Raw genomic sequence first — 16316 nt, 5'->3', positions numbered from 1 at the left:
AATGAACCCCTAGACGATGGCGCTTTTTTGCGTGGAACATAAGATTATAAATCCGTAATCGTTAACGAGAACATACGGTAATGTAAACATCCTTTCGTGTTCGCTTATGAACTCTTCTCTAAGCGAGCATACTATAGAATCGATGTATCCTTTTAAGGAAAAGGAGCTAATAAAATTTATGATAAGTTGCATAGCAGCAACTTTTTCACATCCAACCAACTTTACGGAACAGATGCAACACCTTTTTGCGAGGGAAACAGAACGGTTACAGGTCAACACTGTTTCTCTAGACCCACAGCAATTGTATTTGTTACCATGTAATACGGAAAGAGCAATACTTGAGGTTATCGGCTTAAGAACCAACTTATTATCATACTGATATCATTTGCTCTAATGATGATTAGCTGGGAGGAAGTTGTATTGAAAGAATATGCAGATATGAAAAAAGGTGAACGAGGAGCATGGGTTAGCATCATCGTCTATATTGTGCTGTCCATGACGAAGCTTGGCTTTGGCTTCGCCTATCATTCTGCTGCGCTGCAGGCAGACGGATGGAACAACTTGACGGATATCGTTGCGTCTGTAGCGGTGCTTATTGGCCTGCGAATTTCGCAGAAGCCGCCCGATCGCGATCACCCGTACGGACATTTTCGCGCAGAGACGATATCTGCATTAGTTGCTTCATTTATTATGGCAACGGTAGGGATACAGGTTATTGTATCGACCGTTCAATCCCTTTGGTCTTCAGATACGCATGTTCCGAATGTTGTGACAGGCTGGGTTGCTCTATTGTGTGCAGTCGTTATGCTGGTGGTTTACCTCTATAACAGCAGGCTTGCAAAACGGATACAGAATAAAGCTCTAATGGCCGCTGCTCATGATAACCGATCTGATGCGTTGGTAAGTATCGGTGCAGCAATTGGTATTTTCGGAGCTCAATGGGGATTTCCGTGGCTTGATCCGCTTGCGGCATTGACCGTCGGCATCGTCATACTTAAGACAGCATGGGATATTTTTTATGATGCGAGTCATGCGTTAACCGATGGCTTTGATGAAAAAAAATTGGAGATGCTGCGCAAGACGATCGCCCATACAAACGGTGTTCATGCGATTCGGGATGTGAAGGCACGCCTTCATGGCAATCGTGTGCTCGTCGATGTAATTGTATTGGTTGATCCAAAGTTGACTTTAATTGAGAGTCATCGGATTTGCGATGAGGTAGAGCATAGAATGATGCATTCGCATAATATTACCGAGGTTCAAGTACATGTGGAGCCCTTATTAAAAGGGGAACCTTCTTAGTAAGAGGATAATGTACGGTTACTGTGCTGCTTATCGCTATATATGAGAAAAAGGCAAAGTTATCGTGAAGATAACTTTGCCTTTATGTATTTTACAGATAGCTTGTTGATTAACTAATATTACCGACCGTACTAACGGTTGCCGCAGAGGCTATCCAGCTAATATGTACTTCATTTGAGATGTAAAGGATGTCAGTGAGCTTATTTGCCAGTTGGAGCGATTTTAATCGCCATTATGGCTAAAATAAGCACTCGTACGACCGTTACATTTCTACTGTGGATGATTTGCTGAAAATAACGCCTGCGGGAACCGTTAGAGGAAGTTTCCAAGTTTCAGGTTCCAGGTGACCTCGATACGCTCCTTACATCGCCTCTAACTCACTTGCCTTGCCTGAACGGTATCAAACTTTGCCCGTTTCATCTTTATTAATGCGAGCAACAATGTAAAGGCCACAATGGCAAATACCGCACAAGCGAAATATACACTGCGATATCCAAAGCCATCCGCGATAAAGCCAAATAGTACAAAACCAATCATCGATCCAACCTTATTGGAATTGGAGTACAAGTTGGTTGCGGTTCCTGGCATTTGCGGCAAAAAGTCTTGAAAATAGGTAATGGCGACTCCGCTCGTAATCGAAATGTAGGCAGCGCTCAATATTTGTACGATAAAGATATGCCAAGTTTCTGCTGCAAAGGAGAGCAAAATAAAATAAATGCAGGCGATAAATACGCCCAGCCTAATTAGCTTATCACTTATTATTTTAGTAGCTAAATAGCCAAAGCCGAGCATAAATGGAATTTCAAATACAGGCGGGATGCTGAAAATGATGCCGATATCTTTTTCTGTACCGCCGAGTTCTTTGGTGACGAATTGAGCCATATTCATCGTGCTAAGCGTATTTGCCACAGAAATAAACGTAAAGGCAAGCAGGTTAAGAAAAATAAACGGTTGAAATACGATCTTGGTGAGCGGAATGTTGGCTTGAGATGTTTTGGCCATTTGACTTTCTTGTCTGCTTTTTAAAAATAAAAGCGAAATGATCGCTACGATAACGTTGCAGGTTGCCGCTACCACAAATAGTCCTGTAAATCCTAAATAAAGCAAAACAAACGCTGCAATGGCAGGCCCAAGCGTCCAAGATAGAGCAAAAATCGTACGCAAGATGTTCATATAGAGTGGAATCTGAGAGGAAGGTACGGTTGATCTTCCTAAAATCTCACGGCCAATGGCAAACACTTGCGAAAATGTCGATGAAGATATGCCAAGGAACAGGGAAGAGACAAAGAGCAGTACATAAAAATTTCTTGAAAAGGCGAATCCCAAATAACCGACTGCCCCAGCGATTGCACACATGGCTAAAATGAAGCCGCGATTGGGCAGACGATCAGATAGCTTAGCGATATAGGTGCTGAATACAATACCGCATATCGATGAGATAAGCATGAATATACCAAAGGTTTTGTTACTCATACCAACTTCATCAATCGCAAATAGAGAATTATACGGCATTACAAAAGCAAAAGAAATACCGAGAAACACATTGATGATCATGGCAATAGGAAACTGCTGAATGGCAAAGGTCGTTTTCGTATGCTGCTTAATAGCGTGCAAAAATGAATTCATTTTACCCCTATCCTCTCTTTATTTTTCTCTACATAATCAACTTACTCCATAGCCCGTCCGCATCGTCATGCTGCCTTGTAGGTGAAGTTTACCACATTGGTTAACAATAACAAGAGTAGTTTTTAGTTCGAACGAACGTATGACAAATGAAGGGCGTATGTGTTGAAGAACTAAATTACAATTTCTGAATTATCCTTTTCATACCAAGCAGAATTCAGATGAGTGCTGTTACATGATTCTGGACTTCGTACATGATGGAAACTGGATATTGTCCATGTTCGGACAGAAGCTGCTCCTCTATAATCTAAATGAGAATAATTATCAATTCCTATGGATTGAAAAATAGAGAGGCAGGCAATGAAAACAATGAAACAGCGTTTTTGGCAATTTGCACTTATTTCCGTTATGGTCTTCCTATTAGCTGCATGCGGCAGCTCGAAGCAAGATGGAGCGACAGATAATAAGACCGCTTCACAACCAGAATCAGGTCAGTCTCAGACAGCATCGACAGAAACGGCTAAAGGAACGAGAGAGATTACATATTTGGGCAAGACCTATACCGTCCCTGAAAAAGTTGAAAATATTGTGGTTGCGGGAAGTATCGAATCAATGGAAGACGCGCTTGTGCTAGACGTTAATCTTGCTGGAGCGAGTTCAGTTGGTGGAGGTTTCCCGCAAATGTTCGCAGATATAACTAAAACGGCGACTGATATCGGTCAAAAGCAGCAGCCGAACTTTGAAACTATGCTGAAGCTTAAGCCCGACGTTATACTAGGCTCGACGAAATTCCCAGCAGACAAGACGGAGAAGATGGAGAAGATTGCACCGACAATTCCTGTTTCTCACAAAGCAGTGGACTGGGAGGCGAACTTGCTATTGCTAGCAGAACTAACGGGCAAGCAAGACCAGGCCAATGATTTGCTCGAACAGTATAAGAAAGATCTAGAAGCTGCGAAGCCGAAGATTGGGGCGGAGTATAAGGATAAAAAGGTTATTGCGCTTCGATTGCGTGGGCTTGAACTTTGTTTATACGCAGAGTCGGTATTCTTCAATCCTACCTTGTATGAAGAGCTTGGTTTATCCGTACCAGCAGAAATAGCAGCTACGAAGAAACAAGAAATCATTTCGATTGAGAAGTTCAGTGAGATTAATCCGGATGTCATTTTCCTACAATTTGCGGAGTCCGAGAATAAGAAGAACGTAAAAATACTAGAAGAGCTGCAAAACAATCCAATTTGGAAAAATCTCGATGCAGTTAAAAACAACAAGGTGTTTATTAATGTTGTTGATCCAGATGCACAAGGTGGAACGTTCTGGAGTAAACAGCAGTTCCTCAAAGCTGCTGTTGAGAAGCTTGGTTCCTAAGGATATTGGGTGAGCAGATGAAGAGGCAAATATCACATCGCATACCTATAGTCATCCTCGCGTTATCGCCTTTTGTGATGATAGCATTAGCTGTTTGCTCTATTTTTTACGGCTCTAAGCCGATCAGCTTAAGCACGATATGGGATGCATTTGTTCGTTTCGACCCGAATCATATCGATCATCAGATTGTGATACACTCCCGTCTGCCGCGAGCAATAGGAGCGCTCCTTGTAGGGGCGTTCCTTGCTATATCTGGCGCACTAATGCAGGGAGTAACACGCAACTATTTAGCTTCTCCTTCTATTTTAGGTGTAACAGACGGTTCCGCCTTTGCCATCACACTGTCTATGATCCTTTTGCCTAATGCATCGTCCATGGAAATGATTTTGTTCTCACTTCTAGGATCCGCCTTGGGTGTAGCATTTGTGTATGGTATAGCGTCCATCATACCTGGCGGACTGTCACCGGTGAAGTTGGCTATCTTTGGTACAGTAGTTGGCACATTTTTAAGCAGTGTTTCGATGGCGTTGTCTACGTATTTTCAAATCTCACAAGATATTAGCTTTTGGTATAATGCGAGGCTTCATCAAGTGAATCCAGAACATGTGAAGCTAGCGATTCCGTTTGCTATTGTGGGTATTGTGTTCGCAATGCTGGTTGCTAGCAAGATTAGCGTTATGGCGCTTGGTGAGGAAGTAGCTCGCGGATTAGGGCAGCGAACGAAACTGGTTAGAGGAATTGCAACGATATCGGTCATTATTTTGACAGGGATATCGGTTGCGCTTGTAGGAAAGATTGGCTTTATCGGTCTAATGATTCCACATATTACTCGCTTTTTGGTCGGTATGGATTATCGCTGGGTTGTGCCTTGTGCAGGAGTCATCGGAGCCATGTTCCTGGCGTTTTGCGACATTATAAGTCGCTTCTTGAACATGCCGTTTGAAACGCCGATAGGCGTAGTTACCGCCTTGTTTGGTGTTCCCTTCTTCCTCTATTTAATTCGTACGAGAGGAGGCGGCAAGCATGCATAGAACATCATTACGTGCGTTTTGGGTCGCTTTTATATCACTCGTATGTCTTATTGTGGTGAGCTTGTATTTACATATTACGGCTGGTGATTTTGACATTACGGTCATGGAAATTCTGCGGACTATTTTGCAGATAGACACCAAGCCTGAGCATGAGTTGGTTCTATTCGAATTTCGCATGCCTCGAATGATTGTCGCCGCTTTGGTTGGTTTTGGGCTTGGTATTGCAGGGGCTGTGATCCAAGGTGTTTCTAGAAACGGTTTAGCAGACCCAGGGATTCTTGGAATAAATGCGGGAGCGGGCTTTGCGATCGTTATTTTTATGTTCTTATTTCAAGGTGAGTTATTTACAGATGGCTGGCTCGGGACGATGATTATGCCAATCTTCGGGTTAGTCGGCGGATTGCTAGCAGCGGTCGTGATTTTTGTGCTGGCTTGGTATCGAGGGACATTGGATCCGCAGCGGCTTTTGTTAGTCGGTATCGCGATTTCTTCCGGATTTGGTGCACTGACTTTATTTGTCTCTTTGAAAATGAATCCGAATGACTTCGAAGCAGCTACCGTATGGCTTACAGGTAGTATTTACAATGCGAATTGGTTATATATCATAGCTATGCTGCCTTGGATTATTATCCTTGTGCCTATTTTGCTGATAAAGGCATCTGTTTTGGATTTGCTGCAAATGAAGGATGAAAGTGCATCCAGCTTAGGAATTGCGATTAACCGCGAACGAATCATTCTTCTCATTTGCAGCATCGGTATCGTGAGTGCTTGTGTTTCCGTGTCTGGTAGTATCGGATTTGTTGGCTTATTGGCGCCGCATATTGCTAGAAGGCTCGTTGGTGTGACTCATAGTAGGCTGCTGCCCGTTTGTGGACTAATAGGTATGTTAATCGTTGTTTTTTCTGATTATGTCGGAAAAACGATTGTGTCGCCTGCGGAGCTTCCAGTTGGTATTGTCATTTCACTTGTTGGTGTTCCTTACTTTGTCTTCCTTATGATTCGGACAAAAGGAAAATAAATCATTTAATATAGTTCTTTAGAACTAGTAAAATAGTTACAAAACGTAATAATTAAGACTAAAGTCCTCTAGATGTCAAAATTGTAACTTGTTATAGTATAGACAAATGGAATCTAGTTACATTACTAGGATTCATTGATTTAATATTATAAAAGATTACAATGTGTACATACACACATGTGATCATTATTGTTGTAAGCCAGCAACGAAGAATCGACATCTTAGGGAGGCAGAACGATAATGAACAACAGAGTGAATAAATTAATGAATATGAAAACTTTCAGCAAATCTTTGCTCGCACTAACGACAATTACACTATCTGCTCAAATGTTAGCAGCGCCTGTATCAGCTGCTCCACGCAGCACTGACAATGGGACAAGCTACTCGTACAATATGAACACGGCTGCTAGTACAGCACAAACGGCAACGATTCAAAGCAGTGTGAACATGCGTGACGCAGCTTCTACTTCTGGTAAAGTAATTCGCAAGCTAACACAGGGTGAAGCGGTTTCCGTACTAGAACAGACAAGTGCTAATTGGTACAAAGTGAAAGATTCACAAGGAAACATTGGATTTGTTAGTTCCAGCAGCAAGTATATTAAAGTTAATGGGACAAGCAATCCATCTACGGGTTCGAGCAACTCCGTAAATGCAAACAATTCGAACAATGACGATAAGCAGCCCATCAGCTCTTCGGTGGAAGACGTAATTAAGACAGGCATGTCGTATCTCGGGACACCGTATGAGTTCGGTTCCAACCGCAGTAATACGCAAACTTTCGACTGCTCTGATTTCGTCCGTCATATTTTCAAGCAGTCCGCAGGAGTTACACTGCCAGCAGATTCCCGTCAACAAGGTTCTTATGTGAAGAATAAAGGGACAGCTAAAAATAGTATCTCCCAATTGAAACGTGGCGACTTGATGTTCTTTATGAGCTATAAAGGCTCCAAAGCTTCCAGCTATGCTGGGGTAAATAAGAATACAGAGCGCATTACTCATGTGGGTGTATATTTAGGTGATGGACAAGTATTGCATACGTACTCCATTGACTCTGGAGGCGTTCGTGTAGATACGATCACGGGCAAAGCTTGGGAACATCGCTTCTTGTTCGGTGGAAGTGTAATCTAGTAAATGAATAATTTGAATAGTTCCAACTAATCGAGGGGTTGTCCAAAGGGGAGAGTTGTTCTTCTGAAGGGCAGCCCCTTCTGTTGGATTAGAGAACAAAAAAAATAACCTCCACCCAAGAGTTATCTTGGAAGGAGGTGTCGTTGTACATCAAGTAATGTTGTTGTCCTATGCTGTCAATGGACATCTGTTTACTGACGGTGATGCTGATGAGGATGATGTTCCTTCTTGGTTCCAGGTGTTTCTGGAATTAGATCTTCAATCCTACGCAAGCTGCGGAAGCGTGGCTTACGAGCTAAATGATTAGCATACCAGCCGCTAAGCGCACTTAGTGGAATAATAGCTGAAAGCAACCATACCGCTAGGCTCTGCTGCTCACGTACAAGAATATAGAAGAAACCCAGCACGACTAGTGGTGCATAATCTACATATTTGACAAGCCAATGTCGTTTGCCTGCTCGATTTTCTTCAATACCAAGACTAATGAGTCCAGCAATGGCGATAATACAGGAAAGGGTGAAGGAGGTCCAATCGAGTGCTAGTGTCAGCATACCAGCAACTACGAGGACATATCCAATGGCACCGAATGTACGATATAGCAATCTAGCTCTCTCCTTATCTCTTGTTCAAATAAATATTCAATTTAATGTTTGATAGTAAGTGAGAAAAGTTGGTGCAAAAATGAAAATCGGGATGAATTTTTCCATATAATTGCTTATCCAAACATTTGGTTGTTGATAAGTTCTAATACATCACGTGGGCACTTCTCCAGCAGTTGGGTTGGGAACTCTCGCTGTTGACGCGTAATTCTTACGTCGCTCAGATCATTCTGCAACCGTTTAAACCATGCTATAAGTGTTTCATGTGAGGTAAGCATTTCTCCGTAACCATGGTCAATAAAATAGTCGCAGTTCTCTTCTTCTTGTCCAGGAATAGGAGAATAGAACAGCATTGGAATTCCTTTAATCATACCTTCTGTACAGGTCATTCCACCAGGCTTCGTTACTAAAAGATCAGAAGCGTCCATCATTAGCGGGATATCATGAGTATATCCGTAAACATGAATGTTAGGATGCTGAAATAATGGATCTTGCTTCATACGCTGAATCGTTTTGCTGTTGCTGCCCATACAGAATAGAAACTGTACATGCTCTCGCCACTCGGCTATGTATTGTAGTGCTTCTTCATTAATGGAGAGACCCCATCCGCCCCCCATAAACATGACGGTTGGCATTGTCTTCAGCCCCAAGGAAGTTTGGGCTTCCTGTTGTGTCTGGCGGCTCCAGAACTTTGGATGAACAGGCAGGCCTGTAACGACAATGCGATCAGATTCAATGCCGCGAGCAAGCAACTTGTCACGTACTTCATCAGCAGATACAAGATATTTGCTTACTTCATCGTCTATCCATGTACCATGAGCGTCATAATCGGTAATCAAGGTATATAACGGAACATGAAGTCCTGAACGCTTCAATCGAGAGATGACGATATTCGGAAATGGATGTGTGCAGACAATTGCATCAGGACGCAAATGATTAACGACCTGAGAAGTCTGCGTATAAAATATACGGTGCAGAGCTAATTGAGTAAAGCGATGAAGTGACTTTTTGTATTTCTTGCGGTACAGAAGACCGACCAACTTTGGTTGTGTGCTGACCGTCTTGCGATAAGCTGCAAATATAAGCGGTCCGACGGTAGGATTTAGAAACCTGCCGAGCTCGATAACACGGGCTTGGACGTCTGGGGCTATATGTTTAAGCCCGACAGCTAATGAGTATGCAGCTTGTGTATGCCCTGTACCGAAACCTTCGGATAGAAGAAGGATCCTCTTTTTACGCATGTTTCTCACCCTTCATTATTATACCCCACAATCGAATTGGAAGCATCAAGGAATCTTTAGATATTGTTCCAAAAAAACATTGAAGTTGCAAGATGAAAAACAATGTGGTAAAGTGAAAAACGAGCAAAATGACTAAAATAACAATTTGGTCATTCAGTCAAGCAGTCAGAAGCAGAGAGGGGTGATCGTATGTCTTTGGATCGACGTAAACAAATTATTGATGCTGCTGCCAAGTCATTTGCCTTGTTTGGGTACAAAGCAACGACGATGGATCAGATCGCTAAGATTGCTCAAGTCGGCAAAGGGACGATCTATACGTTCTTTGCGAATAAAGAAGAGCTGTTCAACGAGATTTTGCAACAAGTCATACTTGAGATGAAGCATATCGCAGATAAGGAATCTGCCGAACAGCGTCCATTTCATGAGAAGGTTTTTCGTATTCTCGATCAAGCATTAGAGTTCCGTAGTCGTCATGAATTAGCAATGAAACTTTCCCAAGAGCTGCGTGATGTAGGAACACCAATGGCTAATGAAGCACTGAATCGTCTTGAAAGTGAGTTGCTGCTGTACATTGAAGCTCAGCTTCAAGCAGCTATGGACCGCAGTGAGCTAGAGCAGGGCGATCCTCGTATTATGAGCTTTATTATGTATCAATTGTATCGATCTTTAACAACGGAATGGAATAAGATTTATGATCCATTGGATAAGGATACGATAAAGGAAACCTTCTATAAATACTTTATGAAGGGGATTCTACGAGTAACACCGTATGAATCGAAGGATGAGTAACCTTTGTATGGTTAAGCATCATATCGTTAATTAGCAGCTTGCCTACTAAGGGGCAAGATTTGTTATAGGTTTATTACGTCGCGTCCAATCGCAGCTAGATATGCAGCTGTTTTATGCGCTGTATGTTTTATAGCAGAGCGGGCGAGGCGTTTCTTTTGCCCTAAAATGACCAAATGAACTATTTGGTCAGGGGGTTTTATCAAATTAGAAACATGATATTTAGCACAAAGGTGAGTGGAACGTGTGAAAAGTTTGCGATTATTTTTTGCAGAGTGGGGAAACATACTGCGCAATCCAAAGGTATTGGTGCCAGTTATTGCGGTTATGATGATTCCGGTTATGTACAGTGCGCTGTTTCTAGGTACATTTTGGGATCCGTACGGGAAGATGCAAGATTTGCCCGTGGCGATTGTAAATGAAGATAAAGGTGCTGAAATGGAAGGCGAGAAGCTGACTATCGGTAAAGAACTAGTGGATGAGCTGAAGGAAAGCAAGGAGCTTGATTTCCACTTCGTATCTTCACCGGAAGCACTAGCGGGATTGAAGGAAGATCGTTTTTACATGATGATCACGATTCCAGAAGACTTCTCCAAGCGGGCAGCAAGTTTAATGGATGACGAGCCGAAGCAGGCAGAATTGTTGTTCCAAACGAATGAAGGCCATAACTTCTTAGCTGCTCAAATTGGGGGAACTGCTATTCATCAAGTCAACTCCGAAATATCTCGTACGATTACGGAATCGTACACAAAGTTGATGTTTGAGCAGATTGAGAAAGTATCTGATGGACTAGGTGAAGCTGGAGACGGTGCGACCAAAATCCACGATGGTACGAAGACACTAGCTAATGGTACAGCTGAGCTGAAAACGAACTTGGCGAAGCTCTCTGATGGGGCACTAAAGCTGAAGCAAGGTACGTCTCCGCTTGCGGAAGGTGCACAGAAGCTTAACCAAGGCGCAGCAGAGTTGAACAAAGGTGCAGCCTCGATGAATCAAGGCCTGAAGCAGCTTGCTCAAGCACATGATCAATTAGAGCAAGGGGCTAGCAAGAGTGAGCAAGGGGCAACTCAACTGCAAGCAGGTTTGAAAAGCTCTGCAGCAGGCAGCAAAGAGTTGGCTGAAGGAACAAAGGCGCTCGCAGGCGGCCTAGAGCAATTAGTGAAAGCAAGCCCTGAATTAGCGAATCACCCTGCTATGAAGCAGATTATGCAAGCAAGTCGTGAAGTTCAAGCAGGTGCGAGCAAGTTAAGTGAAGGCCAAACTAAGCTGGTAGCGGGAGCATCTGCATTGAAAGATGGTCAAACTCAGCTTGTTGGCGGTATGAATCAATTCGGCGAGAAGCTAGACGAGGCTGCTGCGGGCAGCGGTAAGCTTACCGTTGGAGCGAAGCAGCTTGCTGATGGTGCAGCGCAGCTTAAAGGTGGAGTCACAGAAGCTACGAAAGCAATAACGACTATTGCAGATGGCAGCAGCAAACTAAATGATGGTGCAGGCAAGTTGCAAAACGGTGTGCGTGAGCTGAAAGACGGTTCAGGTGAACTAGCGAGTAAGCTAACAGAAGCGGCAGACGAAGCAGCGAGTGTGCAAGGTTCAGAAAAACGAATCGAAATGTACGCTAAACCTGTAACGGTTGTAGAATCTAGCATCAATAAAGTACCGAATTACGGTACAGGTTTTGCTCCATACTTCTTGTCACTTGGATTATTTGTGGGTGCGCTTATTCTAACGATTGTACTTCCGCTAGTTCAATCGCCAGATCCATTGGCTTCTGGGTGGAGTCGATTTGTTAGTAAAACGCTATTGTTTGTATCCGTTGGTGTTGTTCAAGCACTAGTGGCAGATGCGATTCTTATTTTCGGCCTAGGGCTGGAAGTACAAAATACAGCTCAATTTATCGGCTTTAGTATTTTATCAAGTATGACGTACATGTTTATTATTCAGTCCTTGGTAACCGTGCTTGGGGACCCGGGAAGATTTGTTGCAATCGTAATTCTTATTTTACAGCTTGTATCTTGTGGAGGAACGTTCCCAGTGGAGCTGACACCTACATTCATGCAAGTGATTGGCGACTGGTTGCCAATGACGTATACGGTAAATGGTTTTAAAGCAGTTATTTCAAGCGGCGATACAAGCGCATTGCTTAGCCAATCAGGAATTCTTGCCATTTATATCGTTGCATTTGGTGCATTAACTCTAGGCTACTTCGTTGTGAAGGCGCGTGAAGCACGCGGCGATCAAGCTTCGGTTACTGCGAACTAATGCTTGCAATCATAAATGAAGCTTTATCGATGCTAGACGTGGAATGAAATAATCGGAAGTAAGAGAAACCCTCAAGTGCTAATTTGCATTTGAGGGTTTTTTCCATGTTCAGCAGGAAATAGGGGGATAAGCTCGAATTGGTTGTAAGACTTCATAAGATTCGTTGCAGCAAGTATAAACGTAACGGTTAGCGGCAAATCGTAAGGAGGTACGAATGTGACAAATGTAAATCGACGATGGGAACTGGAAGCGATGCGTGGCGTCGCGATTATGGGTGTCGTTCTCATTCATGTTATTTCAATGGGAATTGCAGTGCAGTATTCTGACCATGCCGGATGGGGAGGACAGATGGAAGCGGGAGTGCTGCCCTTGGTATGGGCGAGCGCATGGGGCAGGTTTTCGGTACCTATGTTTCTATTTGTGTCGGGACTGCTAATTACGTATCGTCTTAAGGATAAGCCCATTTCTTATCCAAGTTTGATCTTGAAGCGAGGAAGCGATTTACTGTTGCCATACTTGCTTTGGACAGTAATTGGCCTATTGTTCACTTGGTTTATGATCAACCCATGGGGGCTGCAGCATCTTGTCGTTGCCCTTGTGCTCGGCAAAGGATATTTTCATCAATTGTACTTTATCCCTCTTTTATTGCAATGTATCATTCTTCTGCCTCTCTGGCTCAAAGGTCTAAAATGGAACGTCGGAGGCTTTCTTCTCATCATCAGCAGCATTCAACTTCTGTACACGGCTGCGTATCAACTTCTATTCCTTTCTTCATTTGAGTACATACCTGCATCGCTCGGGAAAGCTTGGGAAATTTTAATTGCCCCTACGTTATTTGGCATGATGGGCTATTTCGTATTTGGGTTAGCAGTTGGCCTGCATTTTGAAAAATGTTTGCAGTACGTGAAGAACAAATCACTTGCCTTTTGTGCAAGTTTGTATCTTGCTTCCCTTGTTCTTCAGCTCGCAGATGTTCACTTGTCGTTTAGCATTTCATCAGACCTTGGCAATTCGATTCATTTCTACCGTGTTACGGTGTTTATTTATGTATGCTGTACCATTTTGCTTGTCTGGAAATGTGCGCTTGTATTCGCGGAGGCGCGTTGGATGAAGGGTGTTATGAACCTTGGGCAGTACGCCTTTTTTATATTCCTTGCCCATGTGCTTGTACTGGAAAGCTTAGAGCTTAGTAGTTCGGTATGGTATGGATCATACGGGATGGTACTCGTGACAACTGTACTTACGATGCTGCTTTGTATAGGATTGCAGTATATTGGTAATAAGTTGGCGCCACAACGGTCAGTACGTAGTCCAATGGGGATGTTTTTTGGAAAATAAGAGCAGATAATTTGGTTGTAAATTTATAGAGGAACTAGTTATAAAGTCTTAATTTTCATATTAATGAAGCGTACATTTGGATTATCATAAAAAAAACCTTTCCAACTGCCGATATATCAATATATACATGACTTTGCGACATACTTTGGTATGAAGTAGGGAAAGGGGAATATAGCTTGAGCAATTTAGCGGTACGCAAACGCTCTTTCGGGCGCAAAATGACAACATGGCTGGCAAGTTTTCTTGTTGTTACATTAATGATAGGTATATCTCCGTGGCAATCCGTTGCTAGTGCATCAACTACAACGAAGACATCGACTGCAGAAACGGTAACGGGACTTCAATTTGAATCAACGGTATCTCCTGTACATGTCATTGTAGATGGATCATCTGTGCAGATGAAAGTGTTGGCATCTATTAAGGGAGAAACGAGTTTGAGGGATGTTACGGGAGCAGCGACATGGACTTCTTCCAATCCGTCTGCCGTAAAGGTAGAGAATGGCTGGGTAAGTGGTGTCGGCAAAGGTACATCTGAAATTACAGTTAAGTATCAAAGCTTTACGTTGAAAAAGACGGTAGTGTCTGAGTATATGTTCGAACAACTTGTCGTTCGCAATGCGGATAGTGGACAAGAGGTGGAAGCATCTTTCACTACTATGCTTGGTGCGAAGCCAAAGTGGAAAGTATTTGCCTCCGATAAATCGTCCAGTACAGAAAATGACGTAACAGCAGAAGCAGCATGGTCCACTGCTGATTCGAATATCGTGGACGTGGATAAAGGCGTTCTTGACATTAAGTCTGCAGGTACAACGAAGATTACAGTGAAACATAAAGGGCTCACCAAAACGATTGAAGTCAAAGTAGAGTATGCTTACGATGAGTTGAAGCTGTCTCCGAACAAGCTAATTGAATTCCAATATGGTGGTGCAGAATACGCCCTTACTGCGACAACTGAGAAGAAGGGCAGCGCAACAGAAGATGTAACATTGAAAGCAACTTGGACGACAAGTGATTCCAATATCGTTCAAGTAAAAGACGGCAAAGTGAAGCCGATCAATGTTGGTACAGCTACGGTAACGGTTACTTACCTTGGCCGCTCGAAGAGCGTAACGGCTGTTGTACGTCCTTCTCACCAGGCAATGCGCATTACGCCGGATGAGGACCAGCATGTTATGCTGGGAGACACAAAGACGATTAACTTGAAGACATTTGCTTTGAATGATCAAGGGGTAGCAGAAGAAGTAACTGCACTAGCTGAATGGCGTTCAGACAACGTAATGGCTGTTACGGTTGAACATGGCATTGTTCAAGCGAAAGCAGCAGGAACGGCTAAAATCACAGCTAGTTATAAAGGTTTATCCAAATCGATTAATGTGACAGTATACCCGAAAATCGAGAAGCTCGAATGGACAGATGCAAAGGAAGATGCGAAGGAGCCGTTCAAACAGGAACTGTACGTGGAAGATGCGAAGCCTCTTCCGAAAGTTCAAGGTATTACGTTTAGCGGTGACAAAGTAGACTTGAGCAATGTGGTTACGTATACGTCCAGCAATCCAGCTGTACTTGAAGTAGAAGAGGACAAAATGAAAGCTTTAAGCAGCGGGGATGCTCAACTATTGGTGACGTCGAACGGTCTTGCATTGAGCACAGACGTGAAAGTATTGCGCAAGGCGTTGATGCTGAGTACAGACCAAACGGTTATGTCCATCGTGACAGGCCGTGAGGTTGCATTGCCTAAGACAACCGTTATATTCACAAATGGTGAAGAGCTTGATGTAACCCAAGATATAAAATGGGAAGCAAGCAACACGAACTTGCTGATCCGTGATGGCAAGATGAAAGGGCTTGTGCCGAGCAGAGTAACACTGAACGGTACTTACTCAAACGTAAAGATTAGCATCAAGATCACAATCGAGCAGGAAGTCGTTCGCTTCGTTATCGAGCCGAATCCTGTCTATGTGAATATCAACAAGTCCAAGAGCTTCAAAGTTACGGGTGTGTATCGAGATGGCAAGAAGGCTACGCTGACAAGCCGTATCGACTGGAAAGTGGAAAATGAAAACATTGCGAGTTTGCGTGGCTCGAGTGTGAAAGGTCTCGCGCTCGGAAGCACAAAGATTATTGGTGAATATCAAGGTAATCAGCTCGTCATTCCTGTTCATGTTAAGCCGCGTCTCTTGAAATTGGAGACGAATGCTTCTTCTTCACTTAAGATGACAGTTGGTCAAACGGCTGACTGGAAGGTAAATGCGATTTACGATACGGGTGAAGTGGTCGATGTCACTTCACAAGTGAAGTATGTGCCTTCAAGCTCAAAAGTGAAAGTAGAACGTGGAAAAGTAACAGCAGTGACTAAAGGCAGCGCATCGATCAAATTTACATTCGATGGCAAATCTGTCTCGATGCGAGTTTCGGTCAAATAGTGTGCCTTGCTGAACAATCATCAACAGCATAAAAAGGTTATGTACATTCTGTCGCAGCCCCTATGTTATAGGGGCTGCGATTTGTATATAGTCATTTCGCAGACGGGGACTTTCGAAGATGATTTGTGTTTGTTATACAATAGTTTGTATAAAAATACACAAAACTTGTCCGGTTTATGCATGTCAGCTCCACGCCGAGC

At 43.2% G+C, this 16316-nt stretch carries 12 protein-coding genes; 9 read left to right on the top strand and 3 right to left on the bottom strand.

Annotated elements, in window-relative coordinates:
- Positions 1 to 438 precede the first annotated feature (438 nt).
- Complete coding sequence (locus NQ117_RS10810) at positions 439 to 1302, top strand: cation diffusion facilitator family transporter (protein ID WP_375163061.1); 864 nt, start codon at positions 439 to 441, stop codon at positions 1300 to 1302.
- A 372-nt stretch (positions 1303 to 1674) separates the two neighbouring features.
- Here NQ117_RS10810 and NQ117_RS10805 read toward each other — a convergent pair whose 3' ends face one another.
- A complete protein-coding gene (locus NQ117_RS10805) occupies positions 1675 to 2928 on the bottom strand; it encodes a sugar efflux transporter (protein WP_258277942.1) in 1254 nt (417 codons plus the stop codon).
- 366 nt (positions 2929 to 3294) lie between these two features.
- Between NQ117_RS10805 and NQ117_RS10800 the strand changes: the two genes are divergently transcribed.
- The 4 genes from NQ117_RS10800 (at position 3295) to NQ117_RS10785 (ending at position 7470) form a co-directional block, all read left to right on the top strand.
- Entirely contained in the window at positions 3295 to 4293 is a 999-nt protein-coding gene (locus NQ117_RS10800; RefSeq protein WP_258278231.1) for an ABC transporter substrate-binding protein, read from the top strand.
- Between the two features lie 17 nt (positions 4294 to 4310).
- Positions 4311 to 5324, top strand: coding sequence for a FecCD family ABC transporter permease (locus NQ117_RS10795; RefSeq protein WP_258277941.1), 1014 nt, complete (start codon positions 4311 to 4313; stop codon positions 5322 to 5324).
- Positions 5317 to 6342, top strand: coding sequence for a FecCD family ABC transporter permease (locus tag NQ117_RS10790; RefSeq protein WP_258277940.1), 1026 nt, complete (start codon positions 5317 to 5319; stop codon positions 6340 to 6342). The genes NQ117_RS10795 and NQ117_RS10790 overlap by 8 nt, the downstream gene beginning before the upstream one ends.
- Positions 6343 to 6582: 240 nt before the next feature.
- Entirely contained in the window at positions 6583 to 7470 is an 888-nt protein-coding gene (locus NQ117_RS10785) for a C40 family peptidase (protein WP_258277939.1), read from the top strand.
- A 191-nt stretch (positions 7471 to 7661) separates the two neighbouring features.
- Here the strand turns inward: NQ117_RS10785 and NQ117_RS10780 are convergent, their stop codons facing one another.
- Together NQ117_RS10780 and NQ117_RS10775 are read right to left on the bottom strand one after the other, a co-directional pair.
- A complete protein-coding gene (locus NQ117_RS10780) occupies positions 7662 to 8072 on the bottom strand; it encodes a permease (RefSeq protein WP_258277938.1) in 411 nt (136 codons plus the stop codon).
- 113 nt (positions 8073 to 8185) lie between these two features.
- A complete protein-coding gene (locus tag NQ117_RS10775; protein ID WP_258277937.1) occupies positions 8186 to 9310 on the bottom strand; it encodes an MGDG synthase family glycosyltransferase in 1125 nt (374 codons plus the stop codon).
- A gap of 189 nt (positions 9311 to 9499) precedes the next feature.
- Here NQ117_RS10775 and NQ117_RS10770 point away from each other — a divergent pair, with 189 nt between their 5' ends.
- The 4 genes from NQ117_RS10770 (at position 9500) to NQ117_RS10755 (ending at position 16116) form a co-directional block, all read left to right on the top strand.
- Entirely contained in the window at positions 9500 to 10099 is a 600-nt protein-coding gene (locus NQ117_RS10770) for a TetR/AcrR family transcriptional regulator (RefSeq protein WP_258277936.1), read from the top strand.
- A 243-nt stretch (positions 10100 to 10342) separates the two neighbouring features.
- Positions 10343 to 12355 carry a YhgE/Pip domain-containing protein gene (locus NQ117_RS10765; protein WP_258277935.1) on the top strand — a complete coding sequence of 671 codons (2013 nt, stop codon included), beginning with the start codon at positions 10343 to 10345 and terminating at the stop codon, positions 12353 to 12355.
- 216 nt (positions 12356 to 12571) lie between these two features.
- Positions 12572 to 13693 carry an acyltransferase gene (locus NQ117_RS10760; RefSeq protein WP_258277934.1) on the top strand — a complete coding sequence of 374 codons (1122 nt, stop codon included), beginning with the start codon at positions 12572 to 12574 and terminating at the stop codon, positions 13691 to 13693.
- A gap of 176 nt (positions 13694 to 13869) precedes the next feature.
- Entirely contained in the window at positions 13870 to 16116 is a 2247-nt protein-coding gene (locus tag NQ117_RS10755; RefSeq protein WP_258277933.1) for a bacterial surface protein, read from the top strand.
- Positions 16117 to 16316: the final 200 nt, after the last annotated feature.

The organism is Paenibacillus sp. SC116 (assembly GCF_024733555.1).
Lineage (GTDB): Bacteria > Bacillota > Bacilli > Paenibacillales > Paenibacillaceae > Paenibacillus_B.
This window is presented reverse-complemented; position numbering and strand designations above follow the sequence as displayed.